The 18,709-nt window shown below is 57.5% G+C and carries 11 protein-coding genes, 1 pseudogene and 2 riboswitches; of the genes and pseudogenes, 6 read left to right on the top strand and 6 right to left on the bottom strand.

From position 1 onward, the window contains the following. The first annotated feature begins 4 nt into the window (after positions 1-4). Positions 5-1,615: a peptide chain release factor 3 gene (locus MCM46_04590; protein MCG3111083.1), complete on the top strand. Its 1,611-nt coding sequence runs from the start codon at positions 5-7 to the stop codon at positions 1,613-1,615. A 20-nt stretch (positions 1,616-1,635) separates the two neighbouring features. Here the strand turns inward: MCM46_04590 and MCM46_04585 are convergent, their stop codons facing one another. The 4 genes and pseudogenes from MCM46_04585 to MCM46_04570 form a co-directional block, all read right to left on the bottom strand. After that, a complete protein-coding gene (locus tag MCM46_04585) occupies positions 1,636-3,792 on the bottom strand; it encodes an ATP-binding protein (GenBank protein ID MCG3111082.1) in 2,157 nt (718 codons plus the stop codon). 380 nt (positions 3,793-4,172) lie between these two features. Continuing rightward, entirely contained in the window at positions 4,173-7,511 is a 3,339-nt protein-coding gene (locus MCM46_04580; protein ID MCG3111081.1) for a fibronectin type III domain-containing protein, read from the bottom strand. Between the two features lie 99 nt (positions 7,512-7,610). Beyond that, positions 7,611-8,063: pseudogene (locus MCM46_04575) on the bottom strand (fibronectin type III domain-containing protein). A 124-nt stretch (positions 8,064-8,187) separates the two neighbouring features. Continuing rightward, a riboswitch (cyclic di-GMP riboswitch) is annotated at positions 8,188-8,383 on the bottom strand. A gap of 64 nt (positions 8,384-8,447) precedes the next feature. Continuing rightward, positions 8,448-8,542: riboswitch (cyclic di-GMP riboswitch) on the bottom strand. Positions 8,543-8,843: 301 nt separating this feature from the next. Further along, positions 8,844-11,525, bottom strand: coding sequence for a beta-propeller fold lactonase family protein (locus MCM46_04570; protein MCG3111080.1), 2,682 nt, complete (start codon positions 11,523-11,525; stop codon positions 8,844-8,846). A gap of 300 nt (positions 11,526-11,825) precedes the next feature. Between MCM46_04570 and MCM46_04565 the strand changes: the two genes are divergently transcribed. Together MCM46_04565 and MCM46_04560 are read left to right on the top strand one after the other, a co-directional pair. Then, the gene (locus MCM46_04565) at positions 11,826-11,978 is read left to right on the top strand and encodes a DUF3309 domain-containing protein (protein MCG3111079.1); all 153 of its coding nucleotides are present in this window, start codon (positions 11,826-11,828) and stop codon (positions 11,976-11,978) included. A 57-nt stretch (positions 11,979-12,035) separates the two neighbouring features. Beyond that, entirely contained in the window at positions 12,036-12,242 is a 207-nt protein-coding gene (locus MCM46_04560) for a CsbD family protein (GenBank protein MCG3111078.1), read from the top strand. Between the two features lie 294 nt (positions 12,243-12,536). Here the strand turns inward: MCM46_04560 and MCM46_04555 are convergent, their stop codons facing one another. Continuing rightward, the gene (locus MCM46_04555; GenBank protein MCG3111077.1) at positions 12,537-14,243 is read right to left on the bottom strand and encodes a PAS domain S-box protein; all 1,707 of its coding nucleotides are present in this window, start codon (positions 14,241-14,243) and stop codon (positions 12,537-12,539) included. A 481-nt stretch (positions 14,244-14,724) separates the two neighbouring features. Then, positions 14,725-15,981 (bottom strand): HTTM domain-containing protein, encoded by a 1,257-nt coding sequence (locus MCM46_04550; protein ID MCG3111076.1) that lies wholly within the window; start codon positions 15,979-15,981, stop codon positions 14,725-14,727. 174 nt (positions 15,982-16,155) lie between these two features. On the opposite strand from MCM46_04550, the gene MCM46_04545 reads away from it, so the two are divergent. Genes MCM46_04545 through MCM46_04535 form a run of 3 tightly spaced genes read left to right on the top strand, consistent with a single transcriptional unit; the run spans position 16,156 to position 18,564 of the window. After that, positions 16,156-18,000 (top strand): carbamoyltransferase, encoded by a 1,845-nt coding sequence (locus MCM46_04545; protein MCG3111075.1) that lies wholly within the window; start codon positions 16,156-16,158, stop codon positions 17,998-18,000. Next, a complete protein-coding gene (locus MCM46_04540) occupies positions 17,969-18,412 on the top strand; it encodes an SxtJ family membrane protein (protein MCG3111074.1) in 444 nt (147 codons plus the stop codon). The genes MCM46_04545 and MCM46_04540 overlap by 32 nt, the downstream gene beginning before the upstream one ends. After that, positions 18,412-18,564 carry a DUF5989 family protein gene (locus MCM46_04535; GenBank protein ID MCG3111073.1) on the top strand — a complete coding sequence of 51 codons (153 nt, stop codon included), beginning with the start codon at positions 18,412-18,414 and terminating at the stop codon, positions 18,562-18,564. Before MCM46_04540 ends, MCM46_04535 begins: the two co-directional genes overlap by 1 nt. Positions 18,565-18,709 lie beyond the last annotated feature (145 nt).

Raw genomic sequence — 18,709 nt, 5'->3', positions numbered from 1 at the left:
ACATATGTTTGAACTGGCCGAGATGGCTGTCATCGAAGAAATCAAGCGCGAGGTGGAGCGCCGGCGGACCTTTGCCATTATCTCCCATCCGGATGCCGGCAAAACGACCCTCACCGAGAAGCTGTTGCTTTATTCTGGCGCGATCGAGCTGGCCGGCGCGGTGAAGGCGCGCAAGAACCAGCGCCATGCCACCTCCGACTGGCTGGAGATGGAGCAGTCGCGGGGGATCTCCATTACCTCCACCGCGCTTCAATTCGATTATCAGGGAGATCGATTCAATCTCCTCGACACGCCGGGCCATCAGGATTTCAGCGAGGATACCTACCGGACCTTGATGGCGGTCGACAGCGCCGTGATGGTGCTCGACGGCGCCAAGGGGATCGAGCCGCAGACGAAAAAGCTCTTTGACGTCTGCCGGATGCGGCATATCCCGATTTTGATTTTCATCAACAAGATGGACCAGCCGGGCCGGCCGCCGCTCGACCTGCTGGACGAAATCGAAAAAGTCCTCGGGATGGGGGCGGTGCCGAAGAACTGGCCGATCGGAGAAGGACCCGATTTTCAGGGGGTCTATGATCTGGAGCAGAAACAGGTCCTCCGCTTTCAGAGGACGGTCCGCGGTCAACAGCGGGCGCCGGTTTGGGTCGGCGAAATCGACGATCCCCAGTTTGTGGAAGAGATCGGCGGGTCGGCCTACCGACAGCTTTGCGAAGATGTGGCGCTTTTGGCGGGGGCCGGATTTTCGTTCGAGCGGGAACGGTTTCTAAAGGGAGAGGTGGCGCCGGTTTATTTTGGAAGCGCCATCCACAACTTTGGCGTGGAGCCGTTCCTCGCCGGCCTCAAAGAACTGGCGCCCCCCCCGGGGGCCCGGATGAGCAGCCACGGCCTGGTTGCGCCCGGGATCGAGGCTTTCTCCGGATTCATCTTTAAGATCCAGGCCAACATGGACCGCCGGCACCGGGACCGGATGGCCTTCCTGCGGGTCTGCTCCGGGCGCTTCGAAAAAGATATGCTGGTTTACCATTCCCGGCTCGATCGGAAAGTCCGGATGACCCGGCCGCACCGCCTCTTCGGCCGGGAGCGGGAGACGATCGAAGAGGCCTTCGCCGGCGATGTGGTGGGGTTGGTCAATCCCGGCCTCTTCGCCATCGGCGACACCCTCTGCTCCGTGGCGTCGCTCAAGTATGACGGCATTCCCCGGTTTCATCCGGAATGTTTCGGCATTCTGATCAATCGGAACCTGTCCAAGAACAAACAATTCCAAAAAGGGCTTCAGCAATTGGAGGAAGAGGGGGTGATGCAGGTTCTCTTCTCGCCCGACGGCGCCCGCCGCGAGCCGATTCTGGCGGTGGTGGGGAATCTCCAATTCGATGTCGTCCAGGCGCGGCTCCAATATGAATATGATGTCGAGACATCGGTGGAGCGTCTCCCCTATACCTCCGCCCGGTGGATCAGCGGCGACCCTCAAGCGATCGACAAGATGATTCGGCTCCGGTGGGACGGGATGCACTTGCAGGACCGGGACGGGCAGATGGTTGCCCTATTCTCCACCGAAAGAGAGTGCGCTTTTCATCAGAAACATTATCCGGAAATCGAGTTCAAGGAATTAAAGTAGGTTCCGACAGAAGGCGAAAATCATCCGTTCCTCTCCTTCCACCGGGTGGGGAGGGAGAGGGTGAAGGTGGAGCCGACGCCGTATCGGCTCTCCACCCGGATCTCTCCATGAAGCAGGCGGGAAAGGTCTTTCGCAATTTTCAAACCGAGGCCGACCCCTTCGTATTCCCGGGTCAGATCGGCATCGATCTGGTAAAAGGCGGTGAAGAGCTTCGGAAGCGCTTCCGGCCGAATTCCGATGCCGGTATCCTGAACGGCGATCTCGACGGTCTCCCTTTCGGGATGATTTTTTCCCGAAACGGTAATGCTTCCCCTCTGTGTGAATTTGATCGCATTGGAGAGGAGGTTGGTCAAGATCTGCTTCACCTTGTTCCCGTCCGACACAATCGGGGGGAGCGATTCGATTCCATCCCAGCGAAGCGTGAGCGGTTTCTTCTCCAAGAGCGGTTTCATCCCTTCTACGATCTCTTCCAGTAAATCGGGCAACCGGAGCGGTTCCGGAGAGACCGTCTCCTTACCCGACTCGATTTTCGACAAATCCAGAACATGATTGATCAGACTGAGGAGCTCTTTGGCATTCCTCGCCACCCCTTTCAGCGGCTCCTTTTGTTCAGGTCCGATTGCGCCGTAGGTTTCATCGAGTAAAAGCTGGGTGTATCCGAAGATGGCATTGAGCGGGGTTCTGAGCTCGTGGGAGACATTCGACACAAACTGTGATTTGAGGCGGCTCGACTCTTCGGCTTCGAGGGTCTTCCGTTTCAGCGCTTCTTCCGACGCGCGGCGCTCCGTGATGTCTCGGGAGATCACCACAACGTCATGAGGCCGTCCCCCTTCGGTCGAAATCGGAAAGAGAATATATTCATAAAAGCGCATCCCCGACAGCGCCATAAAGTGGACCTCGCTTTTGTCCGGCCGGCCGGTCGAGAGGACCTGCTTTCTTCTCCGATCGAACTGTTCCATCACCTCGGCGGGGAGCCCCAAGTCGCGCCAATTCTTTCCGACCATGTCGGATGCGCTGAATCCCAAAACCGCCGCCCCGCCGTCGCTGACGAATTTGTAGCGGCCTTCGTGATCGAGCACATAGATATTGTCGACCGAGGCGGAGAGAATCCCATTGAGCGTGCCGGCCTGTTCGCGAATCCGCTCATTGAGCTGCTGGAGCGCCCGCTCCACCCGCTCCCGCTCGGCTAGCTCTTGCTGTGAGATCGAGTAAAGCCGCGCATTGTCGATGGCCAAGGCGGCGCGCCGGGCGAGGTCCTGAGCGAAGAGGAGATCTTCTTCCGCATAGTGGCGGCCCGACTCCGCCGTGACGAACGTAATGGCGCCGAAGATTCGTTCGCGGGCGATCAATGGAACGATCATCACCGACCTAAGGCCGAGCTCCCGGAGAATGCGTAAATGCTCCGGATCCCGGGCACTCTCTTCCAATACATTATCTCTGATCTCAGCATAAATCTCCGGTGTGCCGCTTCTAAGCACCTGCGGAATCCCCCGTGTCGCCTTCGGATCGGAGGGATATCGGCGTTCGACCTCATAGGCCAGCTTCACTTTCGCCGGGTCGATATGCGCGGTGGCCAGCCGTTCAATCGATTGATCCTCTTCGAGGATGTCGACGACGCACCAATCCGCAAGTTTGGGGACGGCCAACTGAGCCACCCGGCTCAGCGTGGTTCGATAGTCCAAAGAAGAGGCGAGCAGACTGTTTGCATCGACCAAAAAAGAGAGATAGTTCCGGGCCGCCTCGGCGTCAACCCTGGCTTTGTGCTCCTGTTGCAGCTCCCGATTCTTTTTATACAGCGCGACGAAAACGGAGACTTTCGATTTGAGAATATGCGCGTTGAACGGTTTGAGAACATAGTCGACCGCGCCGACGGAGTAGCCTTTGAAGAGATGGTCTTCATCGTGGCTGATGGCCGTCAGGAAAATAATCGGAATGTGCTTCAGCCGCGCCCGGCGCTTGATCAATTTCGCCGTCTCGAACCCGTCGAGCTCCGGCATTTGGACGTCGAGCAGAATAACGGCGAAATCGGGATGAAGGAGGAGCTGTTTTAATGCCTCTTCGCCCGATTGGGCTTTGACAATCTGGTAATCGGGAGAGTCGAGAATCGCCTCCAAAGAGAGAAGGTTTTCAGACCGGTCATCCACAAGCAAGATATTTATTTTTTCCTCAGCGTTCATCTTCCGAAAGGGCGGCTCCTGATAAAGAGGGGTTGGCCTCAAAGGAGGCCGGCGGCGGAAACATGGAATAATAAACGAAACGGAGGATTGGATCTGAACGTTTGGCCATGGCGCGGGGATTGGTTTTCCTATGTCATCATCAAGACAGGAGTTATTCTAAACGAAGTGGATTGCCGTCTGCAAGTAGGACGAAGCGGGTTTAACGTGGATAAGATAAAGAGCGATCGGGCAGATCCTTATCCGGTTTAATTCATAAACCGTCGGCGGTCGGATTGTTGCAACGGGACCTCGGGAAGCGGTCCCGTTGCAACGAACGGTATACGGAGAAAATAGGGGAGTTTTTTAGAAGCCGTCGTTCTCGGCACGACCGGCGCGTGCCTTTACTGCTTTCTTTGACCCTTCCGAAGCAGCCCCGCCAGAATGATCCCGATCAGACCCAACCATTCGGCCGAGTCGAGCGGTCCTGCGGACGGGCCGTTTTCGGGGAGATTCATCGCACAGCCGCCGCCGGACGCGGCCCCGCCATCCCCTTGAGACGTCGATCGGCTTTCCGCGATTCCCATCGGCATGGCCGAGGCGCGCGCCGTGTTCTGGAAGTTGCCGGAACGGTCGTAGCTGGAGGCGGAATAATAATAGGTCACGTTGCTCTCCAGCCCGGCATGAATCACGCTGACCGATTCGTTCGATTGTCCCGCGAAATCCCCAAGGATCGTTCCGTCGTTCAGATCGGCCGGGAAGCGATCGGTTCGATAGAGGATACGGACCCCCGCGAAATCGAGTTCGGAAGGATTGACCCAATCGAGGGTGACGTTCTGAACGCCCGGGACGGCCCTGAAGCGCTCGACGTCTGCCGGCGGGGTGACATCGCCCAACGCGGCCGTCGTAAAGGTCTGGTCGTCCGACACCGAGAGATTTCCCGCGGCATCGGCGCTTCGGACCCGGTAGTGATAAACGGTCTCGGATTGGAGACCGGAGAGGATTTCCGAGTGGCTGTTCATCAGCGTGGCATTCAACGTGGTCAGGTTACCATACGCCGCCGTCGTTCCATATTCCACCTGGGTGGTTGCAGGCTCATCGGTTCCCCAGCTGATCGCCACCCGGTCGGCCCGGAGATCCCCCGCCGTGATTTGAGAGAGCCCCGGCCCGGTTGTGTCGGGGGTCGCGGCGGTGGTGAAGGTGCGGTCGCCGGAGAGGGCGGTGTTGTCGGCGGCGTCTTTGCTGATCACACGGAAGTGATACGTCGTGGACGGATTGAGGTTGTTCAAGGTCCGGGTGTGCCCGGTCCCGAGGGTGGCGTCGAGCGTGGAGAGAGCGCCGTAGGCCGTTGTCGTCCCGTACTCCACGCGCGCGGTGGCCGGCTCATTTGTATTCCAAGAGATCACGACGGAGGAGGAAGTAAGATTGCCGGTCGTGATGCCGGAGAGGGTCGGCGCCGCCGTATCCGGGAGGGCCGGTGTCGTGAAAATGTTGTCGCCGGAGGTCGCCAGGTTCCCGGCCGCGTCTCTGCTTCGGACCCGGAAATGATAGGTCGTGGAGGCCAAGAGGCCCGTCAGATTTTGGCTATGGGAGGTCGTCATCGCGCCGTTCAACGAAGTGGTCGATCCGTAAGAAGTGGTCGTGCCGAATTGGACCTGTGTGTCGGCCGGCTCGTTGCTGGTCCAGGTAATCGTGACGCCGTTGCTGGTGAGGTTACCGGCGGCGATCGTCGTGAGGGTCGGCGCCGTGGTATCGGGCGGGGCCGGGGTAGTAAAGGTGTTGTCGCCGGAGGTCGCCAGGTTTCCCGCGGCATCTTTGCTGAGAACGCGGTAGTGATAGAGGGTGGAAGGAGAGAGGCCGGTCAGATTTTGGCTGTGGGAGGTCGTCATCGTACTGTTCAGCGAGGTGGTCGATCCATACGCCGTCGTCGTGCCGTACTGGATTTGAGTGTCGCTCAATTCATTCGTCGTCCAGCTGATCGTGGCGCTGCTGCTGGTGAGATCCCCCGCAGCGATTCCAGAGAGGGCCGGCGCCATTGTATCGGGCGGTGCCGTTGTCGTAAAGGTATTGTCGCCGGAGGTGGCGGTATTGTCGGCGGCATCTTTGCTAATGACCCGGAAGTGGTAAGTGGTCGAAGGGGTCAAATTGCTTAACGTTCTCGTATGACCGGTTAAGAGGGTGTTATCGAGCGCGGATGTCGCGCCGTAGGCCGTGGTGGTTCCATATTCCACTTGGGCTGTGGCGGCTTCATTCGTCGTCCAGCCGATGACCGCCGAAGTGGCCGTCACGGTTCCTGCCGCAATGGCGGAAAGGATCGGCGCAGTTGTGTCGAGCGCCGCAGAAGTGGTGAAGGTGCGGTCTCCGGAGGCGGCGGTATTGTCGGCGGCGTCTTTGCTGAGGACCCGGAAATGATACGTCGTGGAAGGATTGAGGCCGCTCAAGGTCCGGGTGTGATTCGTTACCAAAGTCGAATCAAGTGTAGAGAGAGAGCCGTATGCGGTGGTGAGTCCATATTCCACCCGGGTGGTGGAAGCTTCATTGGTATTCCAAGTGATCACGACCGAGTCTGCCGTCAGGCCGCTGGCGGTGATCCCCGAAAAAGTTGGAGGATTATTATCCGGCGGCGCCGGGGTAACGAAGGTGTTGTCGCCCGAGGTCGCGAGATTTCCGGCGGCGTCTTTGCTGAGAACACGGAAGTGATAGGTCGTAGCTGGAGTCAGCCCGATCAGGCGTTCGCTGTGCGCCGTGGCCAGTGTTGTATTGAGGACGGAAGAAGATCCATATGCCGTGGTCGTGCCGTACTGAACTTGGGTATCGGACAACTCATTGGTGGTCCAGCTGATGGTGACGCTGCTGCTGCTGATGGAGCCGGCAGAGATTCCAGAGAAGGTCGGCGGTGTGGTATCGGGCGGGGCCGGTGTGGTAAAGGTGTGATCCCCGGAGGTCGCGAGATTTCCGGCGGCATCTTTGCTGAGAACCCGGAAGTGATAGGTGGTGGAAGCGGAAAGCCCGGTCAACCCCTGGCTGTGGGAAGTGGACAGCACGCTGTTGAGTGTGGTCGTCGATCCATAAGCCGTGGTGGTGCCGTATTGAACTTGGGTGTCGGCAAGTTCATTCGTCGTCCAGCTGATCGTGGCGCTGTTGCTGGTGAGGTTTCCGGCGGCAATTCCGGAAAAGGCCGGCGGTGTCGTGTCGGGGGGGGCCGGCGTCGTGAAGATTCTGTCCCCTGACGTCGCAATATTATCAGCGGCGTCTTTGCTGATGATCCGGTAGTGATAGGTCGTCGAAGGGCTCAGGTTGCTCAACGTTCTCGTATGGCTTGCAACGAGGGTGGTATTGAGGGCCGAAGAAGCGCCGTAGGCGGTGGTGGTTCCATATTCCACCTGGGAGGTCGCCCCTTCATTCGTTGTCCACGCAATCACGACAGAGGTGGAGAGGAGATTGTTGATCGTGATGCCGGAAAGGGTCGGCGCCGTGGTATCGGGCGGGGCCGGGGTGGTGAAGGTGTTGTCGCCGGAGGTGGCGAGGTTCCCGGCGGCGTCTTTACTGAGGACACGATAATGATAGGTGGTAGCGCCGGTCAGCCCGGTCAGGTTTTGGCTGTGAGCCGTGGAGAGGGTTGTATTGAGGGTGGTTGAAGATCCGTACGCCGTGGTCGGACCGTATTGGATCTGAGTGTCGGCCGACTCGTTGGTGGTCCAGCTGACGGTCGCGGAGGTCGGGGTGAGGTTGCCGGCGGAAATGCCGGAGATCGCGGGGGGTGTTGTGTCGGGCGCAACGGCGGTGGTGAAGGTGTTATCGCCGGAGGCGGCGGTGTTTCCTGCGGCGTCCCGGCTGATGACCCGGTAATGATAAAGGGTCGAGGGGGCGAGGCCGCTGAGGGTGCGCGTGTGGCTGGTGAGAAGGGTGCTGCGGAGGGCCGATGAAGATCCGTAGGCGGTCGTCGTTCCATATTCGACTTGAGCGGTGGCGGCTTCGTTCGTCGTCCAGGTGATGACGGCGCCGGTGCTGGTGATGCTGCCGGCGGCCATTGAAGAGAGAACGGGGGAGACCGTATCGGCAAAGGTTTTGCTGACCTCGGCGGAAAAAGCGCTCTCGGCGTCGGCGTCGTTATAAGCGGTGACGGCGAAGTAATAGGTTTGGCCTTCACTCAGCCCGGTGACGGTGTAGGCGGTTTGATTGCCGACGTCGACGGGGGCGCCGTAACTTCTGGAGGCGGTTCCAAAGTAGACTTTGTAGCCGGCCAGATCGCTCTCCGTATTTGCATCCCAAGAGAGAGAGGCATTCGCTGCCATGGCGGCGGTCGTCCAATTGAGAACGAGAAGAAAACCGAGGATCACCAGAGCGCTTCGCTTCGTCCGTTGTGTTCGCATGTTGTGTCGCCTCCATGCAGAAAAAAAAGCCGCCAAAGAAAAATCCTTTGGCGGCTCGGCGGGCATGGAAGAAGGTGAAGAGGAAAGGGAAAGGGTGTCGGGTGTGATGAATCAGGGTGTAGGGTGTAGAAAAATCCAAACCCTATCCCCTCTCACTACCCCCTATACCCTACCCCCTACACCCTTTCTTTAGCCCCGTTGCTCTGCGTCCTCCCCTTTCGAAGAGTTTGCTCTGTGCAAAGGTCGATAAAATAAAAAAGCCCATTCCTCGGAATGGGCTTTTGCCTAAAGATGCGCCGGCATCGTCATGGCAACCAGACGAACCGTGGGAAGCGGATCCCCTACTCATCGGTCTCTTGGCTTTGCGTCCTACCCTCTCGGATAGTTTGCCCTTTTCACGAGTGATTCAAATCTGTCGTCTGCATAACGCAAGAGAGATGCCTCTCCAGGCCGGATGGGGTCTGAAATGGATATTGTTCAATCGATCTTGACAGAGGGCGGGTCCGGGTGGAGGTGTCGCCTAAGGAGCCGAGCTAGGGGGTGGAGGGTGTTGGAAGGTTCTTGAAAATGTCGAGTGATGCAAAGTCAAACAAATCGAGGGATCGGTTTGTTTGGACCGAAGGAAAGACTATTTTTGTCCCGGCGGTGGGAAAGGGGTTACTTACCCATCTGTAAACAGGTCACCTTTTTTACAAGGATTCGTCACGGTTTTACCGGGGTGACCCGGATCGACCGAGTGGTCGTCCCGGCCGGGAACCGTCCCTCCGGCGTTAAACGTCCGTCGGAGCCGATCGAATAAACAAAGACGTCGTTGGAATTCAAATTCGCGACGTAGATGAACTTGCTGGAGGGATCGGGGGTGATCGAGCGGGGCCCCGACCCACCGGCGACCGTTCCCAGCGCGGTCAACGCGCCGGTTGTGCCGTCGATCCGGTACATCGAAATCGTGTCGGCGGAGTTGGCGACATAGGCAAATCGGCCGGAGGGATCGACCGTGATGGAGAAGGGACGGGTCCCGGCGGCGATCGCGCCTGTTTGGGTCAACCTTCCGGTGGTTGCGTCGACGGAATAGATCCAGACATTATTGGCGTTGTAGTTGGCGGCATAGGCGAATCGGCCTGAAGGATGGATGACGATGGAGTTCGCCCCCGATCCCCCCGGGGCATGCCCGAGGAGGGTCAGCCCTCCGGTCGATCCGTCGAGCGTGTACATCGAGATATTGTCGGAGATGGTATTGGCGACGTAGGTAAACTCGCCCGAAGGGTGAACCGTGATGGAGATCGGGCTGACCCCCGCGTTGACGGTCCCGATCAAAGATAAAGCGCCGCTGGTTTGATCGATCCGATAGATCCAGACATCGGTCGACGAGTTTTCATTGGCGACATAGAAATAGCGGCCGGCCGGATCGACCGCGCCGGCGTAAGGCCCGATGCCGGTCGGCGCCGTCCCGATGGCGGTCAAGCGGCCGCTGTTTTGATCGATCCGATACATCGAAACGTTGTTCGACCCGAAATTGCCCGCATAAACAAACCGTCCCTTCGGGTCGACCGTGACCGAGTAGGGCTCCGTCCCGGCGGCGATCGATCCGATTTTCGTAAGAAGTCCGGAGGCGGGGTCGACTGTGTACATCGTGACATCGTTGGAAGCTGAGTTGGCGGCGTAGGCAAAGCGGGGGAGGGTGGAGGTGTCGGCGCCGACGAGGATGCTCCTTTGTGTGGCCGCGCTCGCCCCCTCGTCGTCGGTGATCGTGAGGGTTGCGACATAGGTCCCGGCGGCGGGATAGGTATGTTCGATCGCGGCGCCGGTCCCGCTTGCGCCGTCGCCGAAGTTCCAGACATAACTTGAAACGACCCCATCGGGATCGGAAGAGGTTGAACCGTCGAATCGAACCGTCAGCGGGGGAGGGCCGACGGTCGGCGTCGCGGTCATCCGCGCCGTCGGGAAGGCATTGGCGGCGGGATAGACGATGAACCGGTCATATTTCACCCCGGCATTGTAGTTGATGATGCCCGGAACGCCGGAGAGGATCCGCGAGGAGGCGCCGTCGTTGAAGCTGAAGAGGGGGGCGCCGTCGACGGAGATGTCGAGGACCACCGGATTGCTCCCGGCGACCTTCACGCGAACGGTGTAAGGTTTGTTGGCGACGATGCCGGCCGGGGCCGATCTAAGGGATGTCCAGACCCCCGCATTTCTACGATAGAGCGTGGCGGTCCCTTTGGTGGAGAGCTGAACCGAATAGAGATCGGCGGTAAAGTTCGAATCGCTCCTCCCGCGGACGACAATCCCCGAGTAGAGCGACCCTGCGGGAACGATCAGGACCGATTCCACGATATAGTCGTCGGTCCCCAAGTTTGGGGTGATCGCCGCAGCGTTCGTTCCCGCTGTCGAGACGGCAACGTTTCCATCGGTCGCCATGCTCCCCCCCGCCGACCGCCAATTTGCGCCGAGGCCGGTCGTTCGATCGAATTCATCCGAAAAGAGCGTTGCGCTCCCCGATGTCACGGAAAGGGTCCGCTGCGCGGAGGCCCTCGCCCCCTGGTTGTCGGTGACGGTGAGGGTGGCGGTGAACGTGCCGGCCGTTGAATAGGTATGATCGATGATCGGTCCGGCCCCGTTCGATCCGTCGCCGAAATCCCAGGCGTAGGAGGAGATGCTTCCATCCGGATCGGAAGAGCCGCTCCCATCGAAGTGCACCGTCAACGGGGCGGCCCCGGAGCCGGGGCCGGCGGACAAGGCGGCCAGGGGAGGCCGGTTGGCCGGAGGGGAGGCTCCATTGTCGGAAACGGTGAACCGGTCGTATCGCACCCCGGCGTTGTAGTTGATGATCCCGGGGACGCCGGAGGTAATTCGCGAAACGGCGCTGTCGCTGAAGGTGAAGAGGGGGGCCCCATCCAGGAAGACGGTCAGATCGACCGGACTGCCGCCGGTGACCTTCAATCCGAGCGTATAGGCTCTGTCGGCGACAATCCCTGCGGCGGCCGACCGCAACAATGTCCAGGCGCCTCCATTCCTTCTGTAAAGATTGACCGTCCCTGTGGTCGAGAGCTGAGCCGAATAGAGATCGAACGTGAAGTTTGCATCGTTTCTCCCCCGGGCGATGATCCCGGAGTAGACCGAGCCGGGCGGAATCAGGATGACCGATTCGACGGTGTAGTCATCGGTTCCCAAGCCGGGGGTGATCGCGGCCGCATTGGCGCTCCCTTGGGAGCGCGCGGTATTGCCGTCGGCGCTGAAGCTTCCGGCGGTCACCCTCCAGGAGGGGCCCAACTCGGCGGCCCGGTTGAATTCATCATTAAAGAGCGTGGCGGCATAGCCCGTTTCGTGTATCAGCGCGCTGCCGAGGAGAAAAAAGAGCCATCCCCATTTTCTAAAATGTGATTTCATGGGATCCCTCTCTTTGCAAGAAAGTTGCAGGCGCTTTCCACGGAGGGACGCGACAGGCCGATGAAAGGCAAGATCAATCTTAACTTCTTCAAGGATATCCTTATACAGCGAGGCATACAGCAAGGCCTGTTCGACGAAAAGGGATAGCCATCTGAAGGGTAAGAGAGCAAAAAGGGTGCCCGTGGAATTTCTGTGAAAGATTTATACATGCCGTCTTAGGATCGCATCGAACCATACCCCCTGCCAGGCACACGAATTGCTCTTAACTTCATTTAGTTTCACTCAGAAAGGAGAAACAATATGAGCACCATTTTGATTGTCCTGCTGGTTTTGCTTCTCATCGGCGCGTTGCCGGCTTGGCCGTACAGCACAAATTGGGGATATGGTCCGACGGGGGGGGTGGGATTGATTCTCCTCATCCTGCTGATACTGGCGCTGACCGGACGCCTCTGAGAATCGACGACAGCAGTTTGTTGCAACGCGCCACTTTTTAAATCAAAGGAGGGATTGATGAACTGGGATCAGATTGAAGGAAATTGGAAACAGTTTAAAGGGAAAGTGAAGGAGAAGTGGGGAGAACTCACAGACGACGATCTCCAAGTGATCGGCGGCAAGCGGGATAAACTCATCGGAAAGCTGCAAGAGAAATATGGAATCGCGAAAGAAGAAGCGGAAAAGGAATTGAAAAACTTCGAAGATCAGAGCCGAGCGGCGTAACCGGATCGTCGTCCCGCGTAGAGGGTAAGGGGCTTCGGCCCCTTGCCCTTCATTTAAGAATCGAGTAAGAATCGAGCCGGTGGATTATCTCGGCGGCCGGATCGTCCTGAACACGCACGCGCGTCGCATTCCTCGCAGCTTGCTGCGAAGGTTAGATGCGCGAATGTGCCGTTGCAATGGATGGTGAACCTCCACCCACATCGTTCGTGGAGCGAACCATACAAATAGAGTTTTTCCATCCTTTCGGGTCGAAGATTCCCCGCAGCTTGCTGCGGGGAGCTTCAATTTTCCGGATCATGGCATGGTCGGCTGTTCCGGGATGTCAATGGTAAAGATTGTCCCTTGGCCGAACACACTCTCGACGGCGATCTTCCCACCGAGGGAATCGACTATTTTTTTGACGATCGCAAGCCCCAAACCGCTTCCTCGAGCATATTCCCCCGAGGCTTCTTCGGCGGCGCCGAACTGTTGGTATTCTTCAAAGAGCCGCTCCAGCCGCTGGGGTTCCATTCCGACACCGGTGTCCAGAACGACGATCTGAAAACCTTTCGGTTCCGCGATGGGATAAAGATTGATTCCGATGGAGCCTTGATGGGTGAACTTCACCGCGTTGCTCAACAGATTGGTCAGGAGACTCCGGATCATTAAGGGATCGGTTGGAAAGCGGCTGGGAAACGAGGGAGAGATACGCTTCTGAAGGGTCAGCCCTTTTTCACGCAGAAGCGGCTCAAATGTGATCGACACTTTTTCCAGCAGTTCCGGAAGATTCGTCTCGATGACTTTCGGTTTCATCTTTCCGGACTCAATCCGCGCCAGGTCGAGAATGTTGTTGATGAGCCGAACCAAATCCTCCGTATTTCCGTAGATGCGGGTCATGATTTTTGATTGTTCCGCGTTGACGGAGCCGTACGTTCCGTTTCGAAGCAGCTGTATGAATCCGATGATGCTGTTGACCGGTGTTTTCAATTCGTGAGAGATGTACGAGAAAAAACGGTTTCGGGCCTGGCTGACCTCTTCGATCCGGACGGTTTTTTCTCTGAGCGCTTCGTTCATTGTGTTGATGTCATTCTCAACCTGTTTCTGACGCGTGATGTCTTGCGCCATGCTGATGGCAAATTGCGGCTCTCCTCCGCTATCCCGGACAAGAGAAACGATCAGGTGGCCCCAGATGATGCCGCCGTCCCTCCGGTAGTATCTCTTTTCCAGTTGGTAACGCTCCGTTTTCCCCTGGATGAGTTCTTGAAAAAGGGCCCACTCTTTCGCCACATCCTCCGGATAGGTCATCTGGGTGAACACCATCCGGCCCAGTTCCTCCCCGTTGTAGCCGAGCATCTCCTGCAGGGCTTGGTTGCTCTCGATCGATCGTCCTTCCCGGTCGACCCGCGCAATTCCCACCGGAGCCAAATCAAAGATGGTTCGATACCGCTTTCCGATTTCCCGAAACGTTTCTTCAGCCCCTTTTCGCGCGGTGATATCGCTGATGATGCACCTGCATCTGATCGTTCCATCGAACTCCATGACGACGATGCTGTCTATTTGAGCATAGAAGAGGGTCCGGTCTTTTTTCATCAGCTTGATCTCGCAGCTCTCGCGCTGTTCGCTTTTAAAAAGCCTGATCCGGTAATCCTGGAAAAGAGATTGATCTTCATCGGCGACATAGAGGGAAAAAGGGGTTTTAATAAGATAGCCTTTCTCCATCTCCAGGAGTTCCGAGCCGGTCCGGTTGACTTCGATGATCAAGCCGTTTTGATCGAGCGTAAAGTATCCCACCGGAGCGGAGTCATAGAGCTCGATATGCCGGTTGCGTGATGCTTCAAGTTGCGCCTGGTAGGCGCGGCGGATCTCATCGATCTCGAGCTCTTGCTCCACCTCGCGGACCTCTTTTTGATAAATAAGGCGCTGGATCTCTTCGAAGTGACGCAACAAGGGAGAAGACCCTTTGTGCTTCAGCCGCTCTTCGGCAAGCTTTCGAATGGGCTCTTCGTTTTCCATCATTGCCATGCGTTCCTCCCAACGCTAAGAGAACGGGTCCGGTTCCATATCGACTTACTTGACGACCGATCCAAAGACGCTTCTGTTCTCTTTCGGAGAATAAGGGTGAGTGATATACGGTTTCCGCACGCGCTTACCGTCACCGAATGGCCGCAGCGGTCCTTCGTCTCAAGATCAAAATGAGACGGAGCGAAAGAATGCAGTGAATTCAAGAATGAAAATGATTTCCCCCCGCTTGCCCGGTAACGAGTGGGCGGATGCAATACGGAAGGATGTGAGGCAGGATTATTTAGAGAAGCGTCCGCCTTGTTAATCCATGAGCAGGTCTCCATAACCGATAAGAGAAGTTCATTCCAGAAAGCGAAAGATCAACACCTTGCGAGAAATTTCCAAGCGAATCTTCATTAGATATTTAGCATTTTTGTTTCCATGTTTGCAACTGTATTTTCGGAAGAGGGTTTTGATATTAAGGAATAAAGGGAACCGACCCTTATATTTTTCCGCAGCCGTATTGATGCGTCGATTTCGGGAAGAACCATCCCGATTTTTCGGTCAGGAAAAGGCGGACCGATCTGTCCGGCACGTGAGAACAGATCGTGTCGAGCACCGCTTTGAAGATTCTTTTTTCCGGATAGGGATTGGCGTTGAACTCGCGGAGGGTCCAGGCATTCAAATCGAGCACCGCCCAACCGTCGCGCTCGGTCACAAAGGCCGAAAGCTCGGCCGGCAGACGGGGCGCCACATCGGGGTGCATCCGGATTTGGCCGTGGCTGACGTTCCCCGTATAAACGTTGAACGAGAGGGCGGAATCCCAGCGATTCACATTATTCAGAAGCGGGAGGATTCCGATAAAGAGGACGGCGAGCGCCTGCGGGAGGTTGTAGAAACGGGGGGCGGCGAACATTTTTTTGAACGCAAACGGCGGCGCTTTGTAAAAGAGCAGCCAGGCCTGCGCCGCCATCGTCTGGCCCCAGATCCAGGCGCTGTTGTTCCAGTCGTTTCTGAACGGTCCGATGAGGAAAAAAATAAGCGCATGCATCAACATCGCATCGTAGAGGGCGATGGCGCGAAACCGCTTCGTCAGAAGTCCGATCGCGAAGAGCACTTCGAAGAGCGCCGCAAAAACGCCGAGGGTCGGCAGGGTGGGAATGTCGTACGGCAGAAGATCGGTCAGCGGCCGGATGAACCAGGGGAATTCCTCGTTGAAAAAATGGGTGTTCAGCTTCTGGACGCCACCCCAGAAATAAACCGCGGCGAGGATGAACCGAAATCCGGCGAGAATGCGATGCGCTTCCTCCTCGCCCGCATCCCTTCTGTAGGTGAGCAGAAGGAGGAAACAGAAAAAGAACTGATAAAACGACGGCCAGATGCGGCTCTGATCCTGTAGAAAGAGAATCGTAAAAGCCGCAACGATCAACCCGACCCACATTTTCGACCGAGGCTGGATGACCAGGGCGAGAAGGAGGCCGGAGAAGAGGGCGAGAAACAAATAATCGAACGGATAGGAAAAAGCCGGAATGAGACCAAAGAGGGGAACCAGAGGATAGCGCCGGCTGGAAGTCCAGAGCTTCCAGGAAAAGCCGAGGCAGAGCAAAACGAAAACGGCGAGAAGTCTGATCAATAAGATCAGCCGTTTTTCTTCGCTCCCGAAGATCGATATCGACCCCTCCGTCTGCAATTCCGGCCCGCTGATTCGCGGCGAGGGGCTCAGGTGCGAAGCCGGTTTCGATGGGTGTTTCGTCTTCATGCTGGCTTTCTCTTCAAAGAATAAACAGACCGAATATATCATAGGTCAGGCTGTTTTCGTTCACGGATAAGATCACGTGAGGCGATCGCCGGTTTTCGAGATCCGTGAAGACCGGATGCCAAACGTAAGATCCTCTATCTTGACAGAAATCAGGATCGATGTTAAGACCGATGAATGGCGTCAACCGTTTTAGGCATTTCGGCATATTATCACGACAGCGCCGCGGCGTTGCTGCGCGACGGCGAAATCGTCGCCGCCGCCCAGGAGGAACGCTTCACCCGGCGGAAGCACGACGCCCGGTTTCCAGAACAGGCGATTGCCTACTGTTTGAAGGAGGGGGGCGTCCGCCTGACCGATCTTGAAGCGATCGTCTTCTACGATAAGCCTCTGGTGAAATTCGAGCGGCTGCTCGAAACCTACCTCGCCGAAGCCCCCCGGGGGTATCGCTCCTTCGCCGCCGCCATGCCGGTCTGGCTGAAGGAAAAGCTCTTCCTGAAACCCCAACTGAAAAAGGAGTTGGCCCGCCTTGGACAATGCGGGGCGCCGGCGCTCCCGCCGCTCTATTTCGCCGAGCACCATCAGGCCCACGCCGCCTCCGCCTTTTATCCCAGCCCCTTTTCCCGCGCCGCGGTCCTCTGCATGGACGGGGTCGGAGAGTGGGCGACGACCTCGGTCTGGCTGGGGGAGGACCATACGCTGACCCCGCAATGGCAGATCGATTTTCCCCACTCCCTCGGCCTCCTTTATTCGGCCTTTACCTATTACACCGGCTTCAAGGTCAACTCCGGAGAGTATAAATTGATGGGCCTGGCCCCCTACGGCGAGCCGGCGTATGTCGATCTGATCCTGAAGCAGTTGTTGGATCTGAAAGAAGACGGGACCTTCCGTCTGAACATGGACTATTTTCACTACACCACCGGTCTGACGATGACGAACGCCAAGTTCAATGCGCTCTTCGGCGGACCGCCGCGCGCCCCGGAAGAAAAATTAACGCAACGGGAAATGAATCTCGCCCGTTCGATCCAGGCGGTGACGGAAGAGGTCGTTTTGCGTCTGGCGAGAACGATTCATCGCGAGCTGGGGGTCGATGCGCTTTGTCTGGCCGGCGGCGTCGCCCTCAATTGCGTTGCCAACGGACGGCTCCTTCGGGAAGGCCCGATGCGGGAGATCTGGATTCAACCGGCGGCCGGCGACGCCGGCGGCGCGCTCGGCGCGGCCCTCGCCTTCCGGCACCAATATCAGGGACAGCCTCGGACCGCGACCCGGACCGATCGGATGGCCGGCGCGTATTTGGGGCCCCGGTTCAGCGCGTCCGAGATCAAGGGCTATCTCGACTCCGTCGGCGCCGTTTATGAACTTCTGGACGACGCGCCGTTGATGGAATCGGTCGCGGAGATTCTCGCTCGGGAACAGGTCGTCGGATGGTTTCAGGGGCGGATGGAATTCGGACCGCGCGCGCTCGGCGCCCGCTCCATTATCGGCGATCCCCGCAGTGAAAAAATGCAATCGGTCATGAATCTGAAGATCAAATACCGGGAATCGTTCCGGCCGTTCGCCCCCTCGGTTCTCTTTGAATCGGTCTCCGATTTCTTTGATCTCGATCGTCCGAGTCCGTATATGTTGCTGACCGCTTCGGTCCGCGAGGAGCACCGTCTTCCGATGACCTCCGAGCAGCAACGCCTCTTCGGCATCGATAAACTCAACGTCAAACGCTCTTCGATCCCCGCCGTGACCCACATCGATTATTCCGCCCGGATTCAAACGGTGCACAAGGAGACGAATCCCCGCTACCACCGACTCCTTCAGGCCTTTCAGCAACGGACCGGCTGTCCCGTTCTGGTGAACACCTCCTTCAATGTTCGCGGGGAGCCGATCGTCTGCACGCCGGAAGACGCCTACCGCTGTTTCATGCGGACCGAAATGGATTACCTGGTCCTGGAAAATTTCTTGCTGGCCAAACAGAAACAACCTGTCTGGGAAAAAGAGGATGACTGGAAAGAGACGTTCGAGCTGGATTGATCAAATCGTAAAACTTCCCCACCCGCCGACGATCAAGGAACTCCGCTCGTTCGGCCTCCTCATGGGGTGTTTTATCGCCGGGCTCTTCGGCTTGCTCTTTCCCTGGCTGTGGAATCTGAAATTCGTTCTTTGGCCTTGGGTGGTTGGAAGCGTCTTTGTCCTTTGGGCCTTGGCCCTGCCGGCGACCTTGGCGCCTGTTTTCCGGGGTTGGATGATCGCGGGGGGGATTCTCGGATGGATCAACACCCGGATCATTCTCGCGCTGGTTTTTTATCTCCTCTTCTTTCCGCTCGGACGCGTCATGCGGCTGTGGGGATGGGACCCGCTGCGGCGCGCCTGGAAGAAGGAGGGAATCAGTTACCGGATCCAAAGCAAAGCGCTCGATCGAAAACAGATGGAGAGACCATTCTAATGATCGAATTTTTGAAAGACCTCTGGGGGTTCATGAAGGAACGCAAAAAGTTTTGGCTTGCGCCGATTATTCTGATTTTGGTGTTGTTGGGAACGCTGATCGTTTTTACGCAGAGCTCGGCGGTCGCTCCCTTTATCTATACGCTTTTTTGAAAACGGCCCTCAGAGAGATCCCTTTCCCCGGCATCACCGTAGAACGCTGTCGCCGTTTTAACCCCAGCCTTGTAACGATCGCGCAAACATCGGAACGGCCGGAAGTCTTTGTATAGCCATATTTCGATGTTATAATATGCGGCAG

This window comes from Candidatus Manganitrophus morganii (assembly GCA_021651055.1).
GTDB lineage: Bacteria > Nitrospirota > Nitrospiria > SBBL01 > Manganitrophaceae > Manganitrophus > Manganitrophus morganii.
This window is presented reverse-complemented; position numbering and strand designations above follow the sequence as displayed.

Coding starts and splice junctions, on each gene's coding strand:
- MCM46_04590 (MCG3111083.1), top strand. CDS start 5: ATGTTTGAACTGGCCGAGATGGCTGTCATCGAAGAAATCAAGCGCGAG.
- MCM46_04585 (MCG3111082.1), bottom strand. CDS start 3,792: ATGAACGCTGAGGAAAAAATAAATATCTTGCTTGTGGATGACCGGTCT.
- MCM46_04570 (MCG3111080.1), bottom strand. CDS start 11,525: ATGAAATCACATTTTAGAAAATGGGGATGGCTCTTTTTTCTCCTCGGC.
- MCM46_04565 (MCG3111079.1), top strand. CDS start 11,826: ATGAGCACCATTTTGATTGTCCTGCTGGTTTTGCTTCTCATCGGCGCG.
- MCM46_04560 (MCG3111078.1), top strand. CDS start 12,036: ATGAACTGGGATCAGATTGAAGGAAATTGGAAACAGTTTAAAGGGAAA.
- MCM46_04555 (MCG3111077.1), bottom strand. CDS start 14,243: ATGGCAATGATGGAAAACGAAGAGCCCATTCGAAAGCTTGCCGAAGAG.
- MCM46_04550 (MCG3111076.1), bottom strand. CDS start 15,981: ATGAAGACGAAACACCCATCGAAACCGGCTTCGCACCTGAGCCCCTCG.
- MCM46_04545 (MCG3111075.1), top strand. CDS start 16,156: ATGGCGTCAACCGTTTTAGGCATTTCGGCATATTATCACGACAGCGCC.
- MCM46_04540 (MCG3111074.1), top strand. CDS start 17,969: ATGACTGGAAAGAGACGTTCGAGCTGGATTGATCAAATCGTAAAACTT.
- MCM46_04535 (MCG3111073.1), top strand. CDS start 18,412: ATGATCGAATTTTTGAAAGACCTCTGGGGGTTCATGAAGGAACGCAAA.